This is a genomic window from Streptomyces sp. PsTaAH-137 (assembly GCF_003259365.1).
Lineage (GTDB): Bacteria > Actinomycetota > Actinomycetes > Streptomycetales > Streptomycetaceae > Streptomyces.
The window spans coordinates 202436-220250 of sequence record NZ_QLLY01000009.1 but is presented as its reverse complement, the minus strand read 5'-3'; the positions used below and the strand labels follow the sequence as shown (position 1 = coordinate 220250).

Here is a 17815-nt window from a genome sequence, read left to right as displayed (position 1 = left end):
GCCACAGGACATCAGGGCGTCACGACGTCCGACATCCTGTCGTACTGGGCCTGCCACAGCGCGCCGAGGCGTTCCGTCCACAGGGCGGACAGGGTGTCCAGCGCCTTCGGTGCGCCGCTGCGCACGACGTTCTCGGTCAGGATGTGGGTACCGCCGTCGACGGGGGTGATCAGCCACGCCTGGTACAGCTGCACTCCGGCGCCGATCCCCAGCCAGCCGACGCGGTGCGGCGGGTTGTTCTCCCCCACGAACACCTCGAACCGGTGCCCGTACCACTGCACGGTGAACACCTGCGCCAGGGCGTCGATGCCCACCCCGGTCACACCCGGAGACCACTCCGGCCAGCTCGACACATCCGTGAGCAGGGCGAAGGCCTGGTCCGGCGGGACGGCCAGCGTCGCCTCCCGCCGGAAGAAGGCATGGGCGTCATCGGGCGAGAATCCGGCCGGCCAGTGAATGTCCGGGTGGCTGTTCAGTGGGTCACGCATCCGATGCCTTTCCTGCTGCCGTACGGTCCTCGCCTCGGGGGGCGAGGACGTCCAAGGCGTCCCGCAGCGCGGTACGGGTGCTGACGCCCAGTTTCGGATAGATCTGGTAGAGGTGTGCGCCGATGGTCCGGTGGGAGAGGAACAGCCGCTCGGCGATCTGCTTGTTCGTCAGCCCCTGGGCGGCCAGTTCGGCGATCTTCAGTTCCTGGGCTGTCAGCGGGCCCGAGCGGGTGCGGGCCGCCGCGGGCCCCGCGTAGCCGGTCGCACGCAGCTCAACCGCCGTCCGCTTCGCCCACGGAGCGGCCCCCAACGCCTCGAACGACTCCAGGGCGACGAGGAGTTGTTCGCGCGCTTCCCTCGTCGCGCGCCTGCGCCGCAGGTACTCACCGTGCAACAGGCGCACACGAGCGGTGTCGAAGGGCCACTTGTCGGCGTCGACGCAGCCCAGCGCCTGCCCGAACAGCTCGCCGGCCCGTTCACCGGGTGCGGTGAGCGCTTCCGCGGCGAGCACCAGCATCCGCAGGCGGTCGGAGAGTTCGGGCATCGCGGAGCGGCGCATGGCCGTCGCATGTGCGGCGGCCTCCTCGGTCCTGCCGGTGCGGACGGCCGCTTCCACCAGGTCCAGGGCGGCCCACATGGCGTGCGGGACGTACGGCGCGAGGGTCCCGGGCGGGCTCATCGCACACGTATGCCGGTACGCGGCTTCGTAGTCGCCGCTGCCGAGGGCGCCCAGCGCCTTGGCGTGACCGGCGATGAGCCGGGCGCCGTGCGCGCCGCGCGGCACGGCCCAGCGCAGGATGTCCGCGACGAGCTCGTCGCTCGTCTCCCGCTCGCCCCGGGCCGCGGCGACCACGGCCTGGACGTACTGCAACTCCCAGGCGAAGAAGCGGTAGCCGTGCTCCTCGCAGCGTGCGAGGCCCTCACCGGCGAGACGTGAGGCGTCGTCCCAGCGGCCCGAGTGGTAGTGGTCCAGGCCCAGATGCATGATCGCGCCGAGCTCGCGGCGCACCGGCGCGGTGCTCGCACGGCCGTGCTCGATCAGGCGCAGCGCCGCTCCCCTGACCCCGTCCAGCCGGTCCGGGTAGACGGCCGCGGTACCGATGCGCCCCACCTGGGTGGGGTCGTCGCCCGCCCGGGCGAGCAGGGCGTCGAGACGTGCCAGACCCGCGGTTCCGGTGCGGGCGGGGTCGGCGAAGGTGTGGGCGACCGTCCACAGAAGGTCCGGGGGCTCGGGCGTGAGCCGTTCCAGGGCCGCGAACACCGGTTCCCACAGCGTGGGGCTGCCGCCGTACCAGCACAGCAGGACGAGGCTGTGCAGCGCGTCGACGAGGGCGTCGTCGTCGGCGTCGTATCCGTGGTCGCCGTTCTCGATCGCGCCGACGAGCAGTCGGTGCGCGGTGTCGATGTCGCCGTCCTCGTTGATCAGCAGGAAGGCGGACGCCGCCGCGGCGTGCAGCGAGTCCGGGGCGCCGGGGTCGGCCGCGCGGGCGCCGGCGAGCAGCCGTGAGGCGTCGACGAGTTCGCCGCCGGCGTCGGTGCCGATGTAGGCGGCCTCGGCCAGGCGGCGGCTCTTGTCGGCAGCGGCGGGGCTCAGTCCTGCGGCGCGGGTGAGGGCGGTCACCGCACCGAGGGCGTCGCCGCGCCGGGTCCGCAGACGGGCGGCGTGTTCGAGGAGGGCCGCGACCTTCTCGTCGGGGGCTGACGCGGCCTCTCCGAGGTGCCACGCGCGCCGTTCCGGCTGGTCGGCGAGCGCGTCCGCCAGGGCCCGGTGCGCGCGGCGCCGCTCCGCCGTGGACGTGGCCTGGGCGACGACGGCCGCGCCGATCAGCGGGTGCCGGAAGGAGAGCCGCCGCTCCCCCGCCGAGACGTCGATCAGCCGGTCGGCCTCCGCGGGCGCCAGTTCGTCGAGGACCGCGCGTCCGGCGGCGGCGGTCTCGACGGGGGCGAGGTCGCCGGTGCCGTCGAGCGCCGCGAGGAGCAGCAACTCGCGAGTGGGGGCGGGCAGTCGGGCCACGCGGGAGGTGAACATCGCCTGGAGCCGTTCGCTGAGCGGCAGCACGGCGGGCAGCGCGGCCAGCACGGTGCGCTGTTCCCTGCTGAGCGCGGTGGGGAGTTCGACCAGTGCGAGGGGGTTGCCGTGCGCCTCGGCCACGATGCGCCGCCGCACCGCCGGGGTGACGTCGGGGTGCGCGGCGGCGAGCAGTTCGGCGGACGCGGCGTCGTCCAGCGGCGGCAGCCGGTACTCGGTCAGGCCGCTGGACTCGAAGAAGGTGTCGGAGCCGGTGCGGCAGGCCGCCACGAGGCTGACCCTGCTGCCGACCAGGCGGCGGGCGATGAACCCGAGCACGGCGGTGGTCGCCCGGTCCAGCCAGGGCAGGTCGTCGACGACGACGAGCAGCGGCGTCTCCAGGGAGATCACGCGCAGCAACAGGAGGGCGGCCGTGGAGGTCAGCAGCCGGTCGGGGGTCGGCCCGCTGCCGATGCCGACGGCGACCCGCAGGGCGTCGCGGTGTCCGGCGTCGAGGATGCCGAACTCGCCGAAGAGCGGGAGGAGCAGCTGATTGAGTCCGGCGTAGCTGATGTCCGCCTCGAACTGCACGCCTCTGGCCCGCAGCACACGGACGCCCCGCTGGGCGGCGTCGTCGGCGAGCGCGTCGAGCAGCGCGGTCTTGCCGACGCCCGCTTCACCGGTCAGCAGCAGTGCGGCGCCCCGGACCACGTGGTCGTTGAAGAAGGACCGGATGAACGACAGGTCCTCGGTGCGGCCCACCAGCGGTGCCGGGCGGGACGAGGACGCACGCTCCCCCTCGTGCAACGGGATGCCTCCCACGTCTGTGACCTCCGGTTATTCGAGGTCATGCAATCACCAGGCCGTAGGGGATGTCCATGCGGGGCCCGGACGGGCGGGGGTGCGTTGCATGCATCGATGCACGCATGGAAAGATACATGGCTATGCCATCTAATTCGGGATCGCGGTCCGCCGCGGAGACCGCGTACCAGCACGTCAAGCAGGCGATCGTCACCGGGCGGCTCCCGGGCGGCCGGTTGGTCACCGAGAGCGAGATCAGTGAGGCCCTCGGCATCAGCCGGACACCCGCGCACGAGGCGTTCCTCCGGCTGAGCGGCGAGCGACTGCTCGACCTCGCGGGCCGCAGGGGCGCCGTGGTCACGCCCATCGCGCCGCGCGAGGCCCAGGACGTGCTGGAGATGCGACAGGTCCTCGAAGGGGAGGCGGCGCGCCGCGTCGTGACGGAGGGCGGCCCGTCCGCCGACCTGGTCCGGACCCTGACGGAGTGCGTGGAGCGGCAGCGGGTCCATCTGGATGCGGCCGACCTGGAGGCGTTCGTCGCGGTGGACGAGACCTTCCACTCCGCGGTGGTGCGGGCTTCCGGCAACGCGATCGCCGTGCACTTCTTCACGCTGCTGCGCGACCGTCAGCAGCGGCTGCGCCACCAGCTCCTGACGACGCAGCCGCGCCACCTGCCGGAGGTCATCGACGACCACCGGGAACTCCTTGCCCGGCTGTCCGCGGGGGACGCGGCGGGCTACGTCACGGTCCTGGCGGACCATGTTGCCCGGCACCAGGGGGCGATGTGACCTCCCTGACCACGAGCCCGGCCGCCGACCGGCGCCGACGCACCGGCGCGCGAGCCGTCCCGCCGTGGCGCGTCGTGTTCGGCGCGGTCTTCGTCATGAGCTGGTGCGGCAATCAGTTCAGCCCGCTGCTGTTGCTGTACAAGCACGAGGAGCACTACTCGACACTCCTGGTGAACCTGCTGCTCGGTGTCTACGTGGGCGGCCTGGCCCCCGCGCTGCTGCTGGCCGGGGCCCTCTCCGACCGGTACGGACGGCGTCCGGTCATGTCGGTGGGCACGCTGACGGCCCTGGCCGCGGGCGCCGTGCTCGCGCTGGGACCCCTCGGCGTCGCCCCGCTGTTCATCGGGCGCCTGCTGTCCGGTGTGACGGTCGGGATCGCGATGGCGGTGGGCAACAGCTGGCTCAAGGAACTCTCGCAGGCGCCGCACGACTTGGCCGCGGACGCCGGTGCGGGGGCCCGGCGCGCGTCGACGGCGTTCACGCTCGGCTCCGGTCTCGGGGCCCTGGTGGCGGGCGCGCTCGCGCAGTGGGGTCCGCGTCCCGAGGTGCTGCCGTTCGTGCTGCAGATCGCGGTCGCCGCGCCGTTCGTGTGGCTGGTGCGCCGGATACCGGAGACCAGCCCGGGCGACCTCGGAGGGCCGCTGCGGCGGCAGTTGCGGGTGCCGGCGGCCGGGCACAAGCGGTTCCTGCGCGTCGTCGCGGTCGCGGCGCCGTGGCTCTTCGCGTCGGCGGCCCTCGCCTACGGGTATCTGCCCGTCCTGCTCTCCGGCTCCACCGGCTCCTGGGGCCTGGCGTACGCCACCGCGCTCACCGGCCTGACGCTCGGGGTGGCGGCGCTGATCCAGCCGTGGGCGAAGCGGATCGACTCCCCGTCGTCCGCCCGTGGCCTGGTGGTGTTCCTGTTCCTGACCGCGGCCGGACTGCTCGTGATGACCGGCGCCCAGTACTGGCAGTCGCTCTGGCTGGGCCTGGCCGCCGCTCTCGTCCTGGGGTGCGCCATCGGCACGGGACTGGTCAGCGGTCTGCTGGAGGTGCAGCGCATCGCGGGACCGCGCGATCTCGCCGGGCTCACCGGTGTCTTCTACACCCTCGCGTACGCGGGTTTCCTCACCCCGATCGTGCTGGCCGCCGTCACCTCGCTGTTCGGCACGACGACCCTGCTGCTCGCGCTGGTCGTGCTGGCACTGCTCTGCGCGGCCTCGGTGCTGCTGGCCTACCGGCGCCACCTGCCGACCGGCGAACGGGCCGCGACGCTCGGGATGCCGGGCCAGCCGACGGGTGCCGCCCGGCGCTGACGCCCGTACACAGGTGTGCCGGTCGTCCGTGACACACATCGGACGACCGGCACACCCGCGGCGCGTCAGGAGAAGTCGGTGATGACGACGCGCGCCGTCCGGCCGTCCTTCAGGGACTCGTAGCCCGCCTCGATGTCCGCCAGGCCGATCTCCCTGGAGACGAGACCGTCCAGGTTCATCCGGCCCTGGAGGTACATGGAGGCGTAGAACGGGATGTCCCGCTTGAGGTTCGACGAGCCCATGTAGACACCCTGCACCCGCTGCGAGTTGCTCAGGGCGGTGAGGGCGCTGACGTCGATGCCCGCGTCGTTGGTGCCGACGCCGATGAGGTAGAGGCCGCCGCCCTTGCCGAGCATCTGCATGCCCTGCGCGGTGACCGGGCGGATACCGACGAAGTCGAAGACGTGGTCGGCGCCCGCGCCGGTGATGTCGCGGACGGCCTCGACCGGGTCGGCGGTACGGGAGTTCACGACGTGGGTGGCGCCGAAGGCCTTGGCGCGCTCCAGCTTGCCGTCCTCGACGTCGGTGACCACGATCGTCTCGGCTCCCGCGATCCGGGCGCCGCTGATGGCGTTGAGGCCGACACCGCCCGCGCCAATGATGACGACGCTCTGGCCGTGCCGGACGTCCGCGCTGTTGACCACGGCGCCGGCGCCGGTCAGCACACCGCAGCCGATGAGCGCGGCGGGCGCCCACGGCATCTCGTCCGGGACGACGGCGAGCTGGTTCTCGTGGATGAGGGTTTCCTGGGCGAAGCCACCGAGGCCCATGCCCTGGGCGACCGGTGCGCCGTTCCAGGAGAGGCGGGGCGCCTGCTCCGCGGTGCGCAGGGTGGCGTCGGGGTTCAGGCACAGGTGGGTGTGCCCGCTCAGGCAGTTGGTGCAGGCGCCGCAGTACTGGATCAGGCTGCCGACGACGTGGTCGCCCACCTTGACCTGAGTGACCTGCGGGCCGATCTCGGTGACGATGCCGGCGACCTCGTGCCCGAGCACGACGGGGAACTCTCCGCCGATGAACGTGGCGACGCTCAGGTCGGAGTGGCACAGCCCGGAGGCCTGGACCTGGACGCGGACCTCACGTCCGACCGGATCGGCGAGGTCGATCTCCTCGACGACGAATCCCTTGCCCAGAGCCTTGGTGACAGACGCCTTCATGATCCAGCTTCTTTCCTGTTCGAACCGCCGGGGCGGCCGGATGCGGCGCCCCGAGGAGAGGGCCGCGCGGGGGCCGGTGGGCTCACAGAGGGTCGGCCGGGGCGCGGTCATGGCATGCCTCGCCCGGTGGTTCGGGGGCGGCGTCGCCACATCCCGAGTGTGCCTCCAAAAACCGAAAAAGAAAAGAGACACCTGTCGATTACCGCACGTGAGGCGCGCGCGGCGCTATGCTGTACCGGTGTCGCACACTCCTGACCCCGCACTCCCCCACACCTCCACGACGACCGCTCCCGACGGCGCGGCGGCACCGACCGACGTTCGCGTCCAGCGCACGCGGAACCGGCTGCGCGAAGCCGTGCTGGAGCTCGCGTCGACGCAGCCCGTCGAGGACATCGCGGTGGCGGATCTGGTCCGCGCGGCCCGGATCAACCGCACCACCTTCTACAAGCACGCGGGCAGCCCGGCGGAGGTCCTGAAGCAGCTGCTCTACGAGGACCTGGACCGGGTCCGTGTCGGATGGCTCGAGGAGGCGAGCGCGTCGGGGCTCTCGCCGCAGGACGTCTGGGAGCACGCCTCGGCCGCCCTGGTGGATCACCTGGAGCGCTACGACGCCGTGTACACGGTGGGCCTGACAGACCGGCACAGCACCGTCCTGCACTACCTCCTGGTCGACCACTTCACCGCGTCGGTGCGCACGCTCCTGGATCACAACCGGGGCGCGGTGCCCGCGGGCGCGGGCTCGCTCGTGTGGCGCACGGAGGCCGCGAGCCGCTTCCTCGCGCACGGCGAGGCCGGTCTGGTCGAGGCCTGGATGTCACTGCCCGCTCCACGGGACCGCAGCCTGTTCGTCTCGGCCGCGGCCGCTCTGCTCCCCTCGTGGCTGGTGCTGCCCCGGCCCTGAGATGGGGCCACACACCTCACGGGCAGCGGGGCCGCTCGGCGTACGACACGTATGACCGCGCGGCGGACCGGCCCGGCGGCCTTCCGCGTCAGTAGGGTGCGGGCAAAACGGCCGAAGGAGCAGTCCCATCGCCACACATTCCGCACTCCCCTGGACGACCTCCCGCAGGCAGGCGCTGGCCGGATTCGCCGGTACGGCCCTGCTCTGGGGCGCGGCGGGCGGCCCTGCGGCGGCCTCCCGGTCCGCCCGCGAAGCGGCCCGGGCGCTGGCCGGCCGGATGACGGTGGAGGAGAAGGTCGGCCAGCTCTTCATGATCGAGGTGGCGGGCCGGGACGCCTTCCGGGTGAGCGAGGACGCCGCGGCACTCAACCGGCAGCGCTACGGCGTGGCCACCCCCGCCGAGGTCGTCCGCACGTACCGTCCGGGCGGTGTCATCTACTTCTCCTCGCGCGGCGACGACAACCTCGGTGCGCCGGGCCAGATCGCCCGGCTGTCCGGCGGTCTGCAACAGGTGTCGCGGGACACGTCGGGCCTCCCTCTGATCATCTCCGTGGACCAGGAGGGCGGCGCGGTCTCCCGGCTGCCGACACCGCCGGCCACGGAGCAGCCGGGCAACATGGCTCTCGGCGCCACCTGGTCGACGGCGGACGCCCGGCGCTCGTACGAGATCACCGGCGCCGAACTGGAGGCGTGCGGGATCACCGCGGACCACGCTCCGGTGGCGGACGTGAACGTCAACCCGGCCAACCCGGTGATCGGGGTGCGCTCCTTCGGCGCCACCGCCGAGGCCGTCTCGGTGTTCGTCCGGGCCGCGGTCGAGGGGCTGCACCGCGGTGGTGTCGCCGCCACCGCCAAACACTTCCCGGGTCACGGTGACACGGACACCGACAGTCATGTGGGGCTGCCGCGCATCACCCACAGCCGGGCGCAGCTCGACGCGATCGATCTGCCGCCGTTCCGCGCGGCCGTCGCCGCGGGCGTGGATCTGATCATGACGGCGCACATCAGTGTGCCCGCGCTCGATCCCACCGGGGTGCCCGCCACCATGTCGCACGCCGTCGTCACCGGTCTGCTCCGCGAGGAGCTGGGGTTCGACGGTCTGATCGTCACCGACGCCCTCGACATGCGGGGTGCGAGCGGGCAGTTCCCGCCGGACAAGGCCGCGGTCACGGCGCTGGCCGCGGGAGTCGACATGCTGGTGCTCTCCCCCGACCTGCCGCGGGCCTACGCGGCGGTGCTCGACGCGGTGCGGTCCGGGCGGATCTCCACGTCGCGCCTCGACGCCTCGGTGATCCGCGTCCTGAGCCACAAGCTGCGCCGCGGTCTGTTCGCCGCAGCCTCCGATCCGGTCCGGGCCGAACACGTCGTCGGCGGGCCGGAGTTCCGGTCGGACGTCGCCGCGATCACCTCCCGCAGCACGACGCTGGTCAAGAACGACGGCGGCGTGCTCCCGGTCCGCACCGGAGCGCGCACCGTGCTCGTCACCGGCGCCGACTCCCCCGCCGTGTCCCGTGTCACCGCTTCGTTCCGTTCACGCGGGCACGTGGTGCGAGGGCTGGACGCCGGTGCCGCGATGGAGGAGGCGGTCGGACAGGCCGACAGCGTCGATCTGGTGGTCGTGGCCACCAGCGGCCCGACCGCCGCACAAGTGGATCTGGTCCGCGCGCTGTTGGCGACGGCGACCCCGGTGGTCGTGGTCGGGGTGCGCACCCCGTACGACATCAATCGCTTCCCCGGCGCACCGGTGTATCTGGCGACGTACGGCAATGGCGCGACCGCCCTCGACCGGGCGGTGGCGGTGATCCTCGGCGAGCATGGTCCGGGCGGACGGCTGCCGGTGTCGGTCCCGGCGGCGGACGATCCGTCACGGACGCTGTTTCCGGTGGGACACGGGCTGCGCTTCGAACGGCCCTGAGCGAGGCCCCGCCCGCTGTCAGGTGCGGCGGGCGGAGGCGGCGAGGCGTTCGGCGAACGCGGCGACCAGGTCGCGCAGTTCGCCGGGGGTCTCGATGACGAACGGCCGGTCGAGGGCGGCGAGCACCGGTGGCAGCCAGTCGAGCCGCTCGGCCCGCACGACCACACGCAGCCAGCGCTCGGCCGCCGGGTCCTCACCCGTCGCGGGTTCGTCCCCCGTCACGCTCGCGAGGCTCACGGGCAGGCGGGCGCGGATCTGCTCGGCTGTTCCATGGACCCGCAGGATCACTTCGTGGCGGTACGCGGCCGTGGCGAATCCGGAGATCATCCGCTGTGCCGGGTCGAGGTCCGGCGGCGTCTCGAACGAGCCGGGCAGGGTCCGCGCGTCGGCGACGCGGTCCAGCCGAAAGGTCCGGTCCTCGCCGATACGGGCGTCCACGCCGGTGACGTACCAGCGGCCCGCGTGAGCGACGACCCCGTACGGATGCAGGGTGCGTTCGCTGCGCCGTCCGTCCCGGCCGGTGTAGCGGATCGACACCGGGCGACGGTGACGTACCGCGTCGGCGAGGGTGAGCAGAATGCCCGCGTCCGGAGCGGCGGTCCCACCGCCGCGGCCGTTCTCGTCGGTGTCGTCGGTGTCGTCGGTGAAGGCGAGGGTGTCCAGGAGCGTGTCGAGACGGCGGGCGACGGGCCGGGGCAGCACCCGTCGGATCTTCGCGGCCGCCGTCTCGCTCGCCGTCGGGTCCGTGGTCAGGCCCGCGCGGCGGCCGGCGATCAGGCCGAACAGCACGGACAGCGCCTCGTCGTCGCTGAACATGAGCGGCGGGAGCCGGTGTCCGGGACCGATCCGGTAGCCGCCGTAGCGGCCGCGCACCGACTCCACCGGCACGTCCAGATCGATCAGCTGATCCACGTACCGCCGGACGGTGCGTCCTTCGACGCCGAGCCGGTCGGCGAGTTCGGCCACAGTCCGGGTACCGCCGGACTGGAGCAGTTCCAGGAGGGTCAGCACGCGGCCGGCGGGTCTGGACATGGTCGCACTCTACTGTCCATACCGGACCGAAACTGTCCTCTATTGCTCCTAGCCTGCGAGGTGAAAGCCACTCGTACGGCCAAGGAGATTCCCGTGGACTTCGTCTCGATCCGCATCATCACCGGCGATGTGCCGCGCCTCGTCGCCTTCTACGAGCGAGCCACGGGGGCCCGTGCGGAGTGGGCCACCGACGACTTCGCCGAACTGCGGACGGCGGGCGCCACGCTCGCCATCGCGGCCACCCGCACGGTCGCGCTGTTCGCCCCGGGATCGGCGCGCCCGGCGGACAACCACAGTGTGATCACCGAGTTCCTCGTCGACGACGTGGACCGGGTGCACGAGGAGCTGAACGGGTTCGTCACCGAGTTCGTCGGCGGGCCCACGACGATGCCGTGGGGCAACCGGTCGTTGCTGCTGCGCGACCCCGACGGCAACCTCGTCAATTTCTTCACCCCGGTGACCGAGGCGGCCGTCGCGAAGTTCGCGCGCTGACTCGGTCAGCGCATGCCGTCCGCCTCGACGATCGCGTCGGTGAAGGCGCCGGGCTGCTCCTGGGGGAGGTTGTGGCCGGCGCCCGGCACGATGCGGTGGGTCCACGGGCCGGTGAAGTGCGTGGCGTATCCACTGCCGTCGGTGGGAGGGATGACGCCGTCGGTGCCGCCGTCCAGGGTGACAGTCGGGACGGTGATCCTCGGCTGGTCGAGAAGTCGGCGCTCCAGTGCCTCGTAGCGCGGGTCACCGGGCGCGGCGGCCAGCCGGTGGCGGTAGCCGTGGATGACCACGTCGACGTAGTCGGGGTTGCTCCACAGCTTCGCCGTCTGCGCGAACTCGGCCTCGGTGAACTGCCAGGCGGGCGAGTTGCGGTGCCAGACGACCCGGGCCAGGTCCTCGCGGTGGCGCTGGAGGCCCTTCCGGCCGCGCTCGGTGAGGAAGTAGAAGAAGTACCAGTAGCCCTCCTCCATGGAGGGGGCCAGGGGCTCCTGCGCGAGGGCGATGTTCTGGATCAGGTAGCCGTTGACGGAGACGAGGCCGGTGCAGCGGTCGGGCCACAGCGCCGCGGCGACGTCGGCGGCCCGGCCTCCCCAGTCGTATCCGGCGAACAGGGCGCGTGGCAGATGCAGGGCGTCCATGAAGGCGATCAGGTCCGCGCCGAGCGCCGCCTGCTGACCGGATCGGACGGCGTCCGCGCGCAGGAACCGGGTTTCGCCGTGTCCGCGCAGATAGGGGATGTAGCAGCGGTACCCACGGCGGGCGAGCGCGGGCGCCACCTCGGCGTAGGAGCCGACCGGGCTGAACGGCCAGCCGTGCAGCAGGATCACGGGAGTGCCGTGGGCCGGGCCGACGTCGTGGTAGGCGATCTCCAGGACGTCGGTACGGGTGCGGTGGAGCGGACCCAGGCCGCTGCCGCTCCGTCCGGTCGCCGTACGGTTCGCCGGGCGGTTCGCCGCCGTGGCCCGGCCCGCTCCCGCCAGCGCGCCGGCCCCGGTCGCCGCCGCCGTCACGGCCTGCCCCAGTCTCCGCCTGCTGATCATGACGTTTCCTCACCTTCGATCCGCGCCGCGCGGACACACCTATAACCTGTTGGAATGGTTACGAGGATGATCGTGCGAGGTGTTGCTGTCAAGAAGGTTGCACGCCGTGGCATGTGTGTCTGAATTTCGGCTCGTCGACACATGGTTGAACGTGCAAGAGTCTGCTGCTGAACAGCAACCCCACACATCTCATTCCTCACACGACAAAAGGCGGTCACCATGCTCACCCCCACGATGAAGTTCCGCGGCGCGGTCACGGCCGGAGCCCTGGCCCTGTCCGTGATCGGCCTCGGCGCCGGGTCCGCCCAGGCCGCCGCGGACTGGCCCCCGCTGCAGGAGGGCGCATATCTCTACTCCGGGAACGACGGCTCGGGGACGGTCACCGCGGTCGACCTGGGCGACGTCGGCACCTGCCACACCCTTGCCGCGCCGGTCCGGTCGGTCCAGATCGTGTCGGGCTCCGCGTCGGTGACGCTCTATCCCGCGGGCGGCTGCGCCGGTGACCACGCCTGGGCCTCCGGCTCGCTGACGCAGTCCAACCTGCCGCTCGCGGCGCTGAGTTACCGGGTACTGCCCGCCTGACGGGCCGCCGGGTCAGGCGGGGGTGGGGTGCCGCGTGGCGTGCAGTGCCGCGTACAGGCCCCAGGCCGGGCCAGACCGCCAGCAGCGCCTCGCCGTCAGCGTGGCCCAGATGGGCCGTGACGTCCGTCCGGTCCGGGCCGACCGACGTCCAGGCAAGCAGCACGCGGCCCTCCGGCACGGCGGTCGACCGGCCGAGCGGCAGCCAGTTGGCGACGAGCGTGCCGCCCGCCGGTCTGACGAGCGCGCCCCGGACGTCGGCGGGCATCGGCTCGGCGGTGAGCACGGAGAGTGGAGCGGTCCTCAGGGCGTCGGAACCCGGTACGAGCGTCAGCGAGGGCCGGGTCGCGCTCCAGGACCGGCGACGGCCCGTCACAGGGCGGCGCACGGCAGATCCCCCTCGGGCACGTCGCGCGCCACCCGCTCCAGCAGCACGGTGGCGGCGCCCCGTACGGCATCGGCCTCCGCCGCCGTACGCGTGCTGGTGTCGTGCAACTCGGCGAGGAGCTGGGCCAGTCGGCCGCCGCCGACGGTCGTCAGGGCGAGGTTGCCCTCCCACAGGGTTTCGCGCAGGCGGTCCGACGTGAGCTGGCCGTCGCCGGCCGTGGCCACGAGCAGCCGGAAGACGAGGATGCGCTCCAGCGGTCCCGGCGTCCAGCGTCCTTGGTCGAGGTCCGCGGCGAGGGCGGCGGTCAGCTCGGTGAGACGCTCCGCGGGCGATGCGTCGTGCGGAGTCAGGGGTGGTGCGTCGTGGTGCATGGGGTGGTGAGCTTTCTGTCGGTTGTTCGGTGGGGACACCCGGGTGCGGAGCCGATTCGTTTCCAGGGAGTGCCGGGGCCGGGTCAAGGCAAGGCCGAACGCGGACGGCCTCACGGGCGCACCGGGATGTGGCGGCTTCAGCCTGTCGCGGGTACCGGCCCGCGCGCATCCGTCACATGACGGTGTACCGCGGAATGAGTCACACGTGTTCCGAGGGGCGACGGAGGTTCAGGCCGGCGGAAACGTCGATCGGCCCCTGCGGACACACCATAGGACGTGTGCTCGAAGGGGCCGATCGGTGGGTTCAGCGGTGGTGGGGAGGTGTCAGAGCCGGTCGTTCCGTTCGTCGCCGGTCAGCGTCAGGCCGAGCGCTTCCTCCAGCGCGGCGACGGTCCGTGCGGGGTCCTCCGCGAGCACGGTGGCGAAGCCCAGTTCCGCCGCCGGGGGCAAGTACTGCGCGGTGTCGTCGACGAACACGCACTCCTCGGCCGACAGGCCGAGCCGGTCCAGGACGAGCTGGAACATCTTCGGCTCCGGCTTGCGTGTGCCGTGGAGTTCGGACAGCACCACGGCGTCGTAGTGCTCGTCGATGCCGTATCCGTCGTAGAGGTTCCACGGCGTGAGACCGACGGAGTTCGAGAGGATGCCGACCTTCACGCCGGCTCGGCGTGCCGCGGCGGCTGCCGCGATCACCGTGTGCTCGGGGCGCAGGTCGGCGAAGATCCGGCCCATCAGGTTGTCCGGTTCGAGGCCGAGGAGCCGGCCGGCCGCCTCGTTCCACTCCGGCTGGCCGATGGCGCCCCGCTCCAGTTCCTCGGTGCGGCTGATCCCCTCGGGGTTCAGGTAGAGGCCGGTGAGCAGCGTCCCCTCCGCCAGTCCCGCGCGCCGCTCGAAGGCGAGCGCGGCGGGCAGCAGAGGGGTCGTCAGCACACCACCGAAATCGAGGACGAGGCCCTTGCGGTGGAGAGTCATACGCACACTTTAGAGGCCGGCCGGAACAAGTCCCGCACCGGCAGGTGTGTCTCTCGCCGGGCGGGACATGTGTGCCTGTTCGGCGTAGGGCCGTGCTCCGGTCAGGCGCTCCGGTACCGGTGCGGGTCCGCGGGGTAGACGCCGAGGACGCGCACTTCGCTGGAGAAGAACCGGAGTTCGTGCAGGGCCAGGGCGACCCGCTCGTCGTCGGGGTGGCCCTCGATCTCGACGTAGAAGCGGCTCGCGCTGCGGCCCGCACCCATCTGGTAGCTCTCGATCTTGGTGAGGTTGACGCCGCTGCTGGCGAATCCGCCGAGCGCCTTGTACAGCGCGCTCGGGATGTTGCGCACGCAGAAGAACAGGCTCGTCATCGTCGGCTCCCCGAGCGCCGGAGCCGGGGCGGCCTCGCGGGACAGGACGACGAACCGGGTGGTGTTGTCCGGGTCGTCCTCGACGCCCGCGCGCAGCACCTCGAGACCGTGCAGCGCGGCCGCGGCGGGCGGGGCGAGCGCCGCGTGCCGCGGGTCGCCCAGCTCGGCCACCTCGCGCGCGGCTCCGGCGGTGTCGTCGCAGACGAGAGTGCGCCAGCCGCCCTCGCGCAGCAGCTTGCGGCACTGGCCGAGGGCGTGCACGTGACTGCGGACGCACTCCACCTGGTCCGGCGTCGCGCCGGGGACGCCCATGAGGTCGAAGCGGATCGCGAGGAAGTACTCGGCGTTGATGAACAGGCCCGACTCGGGCAGCAGGTGGTGCACGTCCGCGACGCGCCCCGCGGCGGAGTTGTCGACCGGGATGACGGCGACATCGGCCGTCCCCAGCGTCACGGCGTCCAGGGCCTGCTCGAAGCTGGTGCACGGCAGTTGGGCGCCCTCGGGGAACAGGGCGCTCGCGACGGTCGCCGAATTGGATCCGAGTTCACCCTGGTACGTGACGGTTGTCACCGGTTTACGCCCTTCCACGTGGTTCTGTCGTCGGGCGGCAGCCGCTCGCTCGCACACCGCACCTCGTGCAGTATCGGTGGTCCGGGAGCCCGGAGCCGCATCAGGGGGTACCGACAGGGTCGAGTTCCTGTTCGGTCCGCCTTGGATCCATTGCACGGCCCGCGGGCACACTCCGACTGAACACGGCACTCCGGCTCTGCCCGTGCGTCCTGACATGTGACTGGTTGCCGAAACATGTTCCCGCGTGGATAGTGTCTCCCCATGAACGTCACCGGGGACATGTCCGAAGCCAGTGTCTTCTCGAAGGACTGCCCCTCCCGCCAAGTACTCCTCGATGTGACGGGCCGCTGGGGAATCCTCGTGCTGGCCGCCCTCCACCAGGAGGAGTCCAGGTTCAGCGTGCTGCGCCGACGCATCGAGGGCATCAGCGAGAAGATGCTGTCGCACACCCTGCAACTGCTGCGCCGGGACGGCCTGGTGCACCGGTACGTGGACGACGCCGCTCCGCCCCCGGTCACGTACGCCCTGACCGCGCTCGGCCGCACCGTCGCCGCACCGGCCGCGGAACTGGTGACGCTGCTCGAAGGCCGGATCGAGCAGCTCACGCGGGCCCGGGACGCCTACGAGGAGTGCACACCCTGATCGGCGTCCGCCGGATCCGTGCCGAGCCGGCGGCGGTCCTTGCCCGACAGGCCGCCCCAGACCCCGTAGCTCTCCTCGTGCGCGAGGGCCGTCGCGGCGCACCGGTCGGTGACCGCGCAGCCGGCGCAGATACGGCGGGCCTGCTCCTCGCGGTCGCGGCGGGCACGGCCGCGCTCGCCCGACGGGGAGAAGAAGACCGAGCTGCTCATTCCGCGGCAGGCGGCCTGGTCCTGCCACTGCCAGTCGACGAGGAGGGGGCGCGGGGAGCTGGGCATCGTCTGCCTCATGGTCGTCTCCTTGTGAAGCGTCTGAAGCGGCTGAAACGGCTGAAGCGGCCGGCCAGGAACGGTACGGTCTTCTGTCAGTCTGGGCGGCGGCCGCCGCCGGGTCTGTCGTGCGATCCCTCGGGCCGTGTCGGGACACCCTCGGAACATGTGTGGGGCAAACCCCACATCGCCGGACAGGGCTGTCCGCCCACACGTGCGGGAGACACCTCGCGCTAGGATCCCGCCATGACTGAACCATTGCGGGCGGTGCTCGGGGAGGACCAGCCGATCGTGCGCGAGGGCATAGCGACGATCCTGCGCGCCGCGGGCATCGACGTGGTCGCCGCCGTCGACAACGCGGTGGACCTCGTCCGTGCCGCCGACGAACACCGCCCCGATGTCGTGATCACCGACATCCGGATGCCTCCGGCACTGGAGACGGACGGGCTCGACGCCGTCCGCAAGATCCGCGCGGCGCGTCCCGGGACCGCGGTGATCGTCCTCTCTCAGTTCCTGGACGCTTCCTACGCGCTCGACCTCGTCGGGGACGATCCCAGTGGCGTGGGATACCTGCTGAAGGAGAAGGTGGCGCATCCGCAGTTGCTCATCGACGCCGTCGAGCGCGTCGTGGCCCGTGACTCGGCGCTCGACCCGGATGTCATCGCCGCGCTGCTGGGCCGCAAGCGTCCCGAGGATCCGCTGGCCGCGCTGACCCCGAAGGAGCGGGAGGTCCTCGCGCACATGGCCGAGGGGCACTCCAACACGGGGATCGCCGCGCTGCTGTTCGTGAGTGTCGCCGCCGTGGAGCGGCATGTGACGGGAATCTTCATGAAGCTGGGGCTCAGCCAGACGGCCTCCGGACAGCACCGCCGGGTGCTGGCGGTGCTGCGCTACCTCGACCAATAGCGACCCGGCGGTTCCGCGGCCGCGTCGCTCGCGCCAGGCAGCGGTGCGGGCGAACAACCCCCGCAGGTCGGCGTCGACCAGCTTGTCCTTGAGGTCGAAGGATGCGCGGAGGCGAAGCCGGGACCGTCACTCCGGGGTGAGCAGTCCCGTCGCGGAGAGGTGCAGGGCGCGGCCGAGACGTTCGGCGAAGTCGACTCTGGTGTCGGCGAGTTCGGGGTCGCGCTGCGCCTCGACGACCGCCGGTGAGGGGTGCGCGAAGGGCCACAGGCCGGCGGTGTACACGACGGTCAGGGACACCAGTTCCCGGGCGGCGGCCGGGGACAGCGCGGGCAGGGGGCCGCGCAGCAGCTCGGCCAGTTCCGCCAGGAGCCGGGTGTGGGCGCGTTTGAAGTCGCGTGCCGACTCGGCGGAGATGTTCCGTTCCAGTTCGGAGCCGAGCGCCGCGAACAGTTCGCACAGGAGGGTCCGGCCGGCCAGGGAGCGGGCCAGCGTGTCCGTCACGGTCCGGGACGACGCGGCCGCGCCCCCTCCGGACCGTGCGAGTTCTGCGGGCAACTCCTCGATCCATCGGGCGAGTTCACGGTTGAGCAGTTCGAAGAAGACCGCTTCCCTGGTCTCGAAGTAGCGCACCACGTTCGTCTTCGAGAGACCGACCCGCCGGCTCAGCTCCCGGAGGCTGATGTCGCGTACGGGCAGTTCCGCGAGCAGTTCCGCCGCGGCTTCGAGGATGGTCTGCTTGCGGACCTCGCGCTGCTCGGCGCTGCGCGCACGCCGGAAGTCCGTCGGCCGGTCGTCTGTCATCGTCGCTTCCTCGGGGTCCCTCGTCGCGACCCGCA

General features: G+C 72.1%; 18 protein-coding genes. 8 read left to right on the top strand and 10 right to left on the bottom strand.

Annotated features, from left to right (window positions below):
* Positions 1 to 11: 11 nt before the first annotated feature.
* On the bottom strand, positions 12 to 488 hold the full coding sequence (locus tag K377_RS21460) for an SRPBCC family protein (RefSeq protein ID WP_111665064.1): 477 nt from the start codon (positions 486 to 488) through the stop codon (positions 12 to 14).
* Positions 481 to 3318, bottom strand: coding sequence for an AAA family ATPase (locus tag K377_RS21455; RefSeq protein ID WP_258395091.1), 2838 nt, complete (start codon positions 3316 to 3318; stop codon positions 481 to 483). The genes K377_RS21460 and K377_RS21455 overlap by 8 nt, the downstream gene beginning before the upstream one ends.
* Before the next feature lie 116 nt (positions 3319 to 3434).
* Between K377_RS21455 and K377_RS21450 the strand changes: the two genes are divergently transcribed.
* Both K377_RS21450 and K377_RS21445 read left to right on the top strand, forming a co-directional pair.
* On the top strand, positions 3435 to 4085 hold the full coding sequence (locus K377_RS21450) for a GntR family transcriptional regulator (RefSeq protein ID WP_161194999.1): 651 nt from the start codon (positions 3435 to 3437) through the stop codon (positions 4083 to 4085).
* Positions 4082 to 5380: an MFS transporter gene (locus K377_RS21445; protein WP_202454713.1), complete on the top strand. Its 1299-nt coding sequence runs from the start codon at positions 4082 to 4084 to the stop codon at positions 5378 to 5380. Before K377_RS21450 ends, K377_RS21445 begins: the two co-directional genes overlap by 4 nt.
* 65 nt (positions 5381 to 5445) lie before the next feature.
* On the opposite strand, the gene K377_RS21440 is transcribed toward K377_RS21445, so the two are convergent.
* On the bottom strand, positions 5446 to 6534 hold the full coding sequence (locus K377_RS21440; RefSeq protein WP_111665062.1) for a zinc-binding dehydrogenase: 1089 nt from the start codon (positions 6532 to 6534) through the stop codon (positions 5446 to 5448).
* A gap of 238 nt (positions 6535 to 6772) precedes the next feature.
* Between K377_RS21440 and K377_RS21435 the strand changes: the two genes are divergently transcribed.
* Entirely contained in the window at positions 6773 to 7435 is a 663-nt protein-coding gene (locus K377_RS21435) for a TetR/AcrR family transcriptional regulator (protein WP_181512614.1), read from the top strand.
* A 277-nt stretch (positions 7436 to 7712) separates the two neighbouring features.
* A complete protein-coding gene (locus K377_RS21430; RefSeq protein WP_237551364.1) occupies positions 7713 to 9350 on the top strand; it encodes a glycoside hydrolase family 3 protein in 1638 nt (545 codons plus the stop codon).
* Between the two features lie 18 nt (positions 9351 to 9368).
* Here K377_RS21430 and K377_RS21425 read toward each other — a convergent pair whose 3' ends face one another.
* The gene (locus K377_RS21425; protein WP_111665060.1) at positions 9369 to 10382 is read right to left on the bottom strand and encodes a YafY family protein; all 1014 of its coding nucleotides are present in this window, start codon (positions 10380 to 10382) and stop codon (positions 9369 to 9371) included.
* A 93-nt stretch (positions 10383 to 10475) separates the two neighbouring features.
* On the opposite strand from K377_RS21425, the gene K377_RS21420 reads away from it, so the two are divergent.
* Complete coding sequence (locus K377_RS21420) at positions 10476 to 10874, top strand: VOC family protein (protein WP_111665059.1); 399 nt, start codon at positions 10476 to 10478, stop codon at positions 10872 to 10874.
* Between the two features lie 5 nt (positions 10875 to 10879).
* Here the strand turns inward: K377_RS21420 and K377_RS21415 are convergent, their stop codons facing one another.
* A complete protein-coding gene (locus tag K377_RS21415; protein WP_111665058.1) occupies positions 10880 to 11914 on the bottom strand; it encodes an alpha/beta fold hydrolase in 1035 nt (344 codons plus the stop codon).
* Positions 11915 to 12133: 219 nt separating this feature from the next.
* Here K377_RS21415 and K377_RS21410 point away from each other — a divergent pair, with 219 nt between their 5' ends.
* The gene (locus tag K377_RS21410) at positions 12134 to 12496 is read left to right on the top strand and encodes a hypothetical protein (RefSeq protein WP_111665057.1); all 363 of its coding nucleotides are present in this window, start codon (positions 12134 to 12136) and stop codon (positions 12494 to 12496) included.
* A gap of 369 nt (positions 12497 to 12865) precedes the next feature.
* On the opposite strand, the gene K377_RS21405 is transcribed toward K377_RS21410, so the two are convergent.
* The 3 genes from K377_RS21405 to K377_RS21395 form a co-directional block, all read right to left on the bottom strand.
* Entirely contained in the window at positions 12866 to 13252 is a 387-nt protein-coding gene (locus K377_RS21405) for a hypothetical protein (RefSeq protein ID WP_111665056.1), read from the bottom strand.
* A gap of 324 nt (positions 13253 to 13576) precedes the next feature.
* Complete coding sequence (locus tag K377_RS21400) at positions 13577 to 14224, bottom strand: HAD-IA family hydrolase (RefSeq protein WP_111665055.1); 648 nt, start codon at positions 14222 to 14224, stop codon at positions 13577 to 13579.
* A 101-nt stretch (positions 14225 to 14325) separates the two neighbouring features.
* A complete protein-coding gene (locus K377_RS21395) occupies positions 14326 to 15165 on the bottom strand; it encodes a prephenate dehydratase (RefSeq protein WP_111665054.1) in 840 nt (279 codons plus the stop codon).
* Positions 15166 to 15426: 261 nt separating this feature from the next.
* On the opposite strand from K377_RS21395, the gene K377_RS21390 reads away from it, so the two are divergent.
* Complete coding sequence (locus K377_RS21390) at positions 15427 to 15807, top strand: helix-turn-helix domain-containing protein (RefSeq protein WP_111665053.1); 381 nt, start codon at positions 15427 to 15429, stop codon at positions 15805 to 15807.
* On the opposite strand, the gene K377_RS21385 is transcribed toward K377_RS21390, so the two are convergent.
* On the bottom strand, positions 15786 to 16094 hold the full coding sequence (locus K377_RS21385) for a WhiB family transcriptional regulator (RefSeq protein WP_272920579.1): 309 nt from the start codon (positions 16092 to 16094) through the stop codon (positions 15786 to 15788). The genes K377_RS21390 and K377_RS21385 overlap by 22 nt on opposite strands.
* A 225-nt stretch (positions 16095 to 16319) precedes the next feature.
* Between K377_RS21385 and K377_RS21380 the strand changes: the two genes are divergently transcribed.
* The gene (locus K377_RS21380; RefSeq protein ID WP_111665052.1) at positions 16320 to 16979 is read left to right on the top strand and encodes a response regulator transcription factor; all 660 of its coding nucleotides are present in this window, start codon (positions 16320 to 16322) and stop codon (positions 16977 to 16979) included.
* Between the two features lie 126 nt (positions 16980 to 17105).
* Here K377_RS21380 and K377_RS21375 read toward each other — a convergent pair whose 3' ends face one another.
* Positions 17106 to 17780 (bottom strand): TetR/AcrR family transcriptional regulator, encoded by a 675-nt coding sequence (locus K377_RS21375; protein ID WP_111665051.1) that lies wholly within the window; start codon positions 17778 to 17780, stop codon positions 17106 to 17108.
* Positions 17781 to 17815: the final 35 nt, after the last annotated feature.

Coding starts and splice junctions, on each gene's coding strand:
- K377_RS21460 (WP_111665064.1), bottom strand. CDS start 488: ATGCGTGACCCACTGAACAGCCACCCGGACATTCACTGGCCGGCCGGA.
- K377_RS21450 (WP_161194999.1), top strand. CDS start 3,435: ATGGCTATGCCATCTAATTCGGGATCGCGGTCCGCCGCGGAGACCGCG.
- K377_RS21440 (WP_111665062.1), bottom strand. CDS start 6,534: ATGAAGGCGTCTGTCACCAAGGCTCTGGGCAAGGGATTCGTCGTCGAG.
- K377_RS21430 (WP_237551364.1), top strand. CDS start 7,713: ATGACGGTGGAGGAGAAGGTCGGCCAGCTCTTCATGATCGAGGTGGCG.
- K377_RS21425 (WP_111665060.1), bottom strand. CDS start 10,382: ATGTCCAGACCCGCCGGCCGCGTGCTGACCCTCCTGGAACTGCTCCAG.
- K377_RS21415 (WP_111665058.1), bottom strand. CDS start 11,914: ATGATCAGCAGGCGGAGACTGGGGCAGGCCGTGACGGCGGCGGCGACC.
- K377_RS21410 (WP_111665057.1), top strand. CDS start 12,134: ATGCTCACCCCCACGATGAAGTTCCGCGGCGCGGTCACGGCCGGAGCC.
- K377_RS21405 (WP_111665056.1), bottom strand. CDS start 13,252: ATGCACCACGACGCACCACCCCTGACTCCGCACGACGCATCGCCCGCG.
- K377_RS21400 (WP_111665055.1), bottom strand. CDS start 14,224: ATGACTCTCCACCGCAAGGGCCTCGTCCTCGATTTCGGTGGTGTGCTG.
- K377_RS21390 (WP_111665053.1), top strand. CDS start 15,427: ATGAACGTCACCGGGGACATGTCCGAAGCCAGTGTCTTCTCGAAGGAC.
- K377_RS21385 (WP_272920579.1), bottom strand. CDS start 16,094: ATGAGGCAGACGATGCCCAGCTCCCCGCGCCCCCTCCTCGTCGACTGG.
- K377_RS21380 (WP_111665052.1), top strand. CDS start 16,320: ATGACTGAACCATTGCGGGCGGTGCTCGGGGAGGACCAGCCGATCGTG.
- K377_RS21375 (WP_111665051.1), bottom strand. CDS start 17,780: ATGACAGACGACCGGCCGACGGACTTCCGGCGTGCGCGCAGCGCCGAG.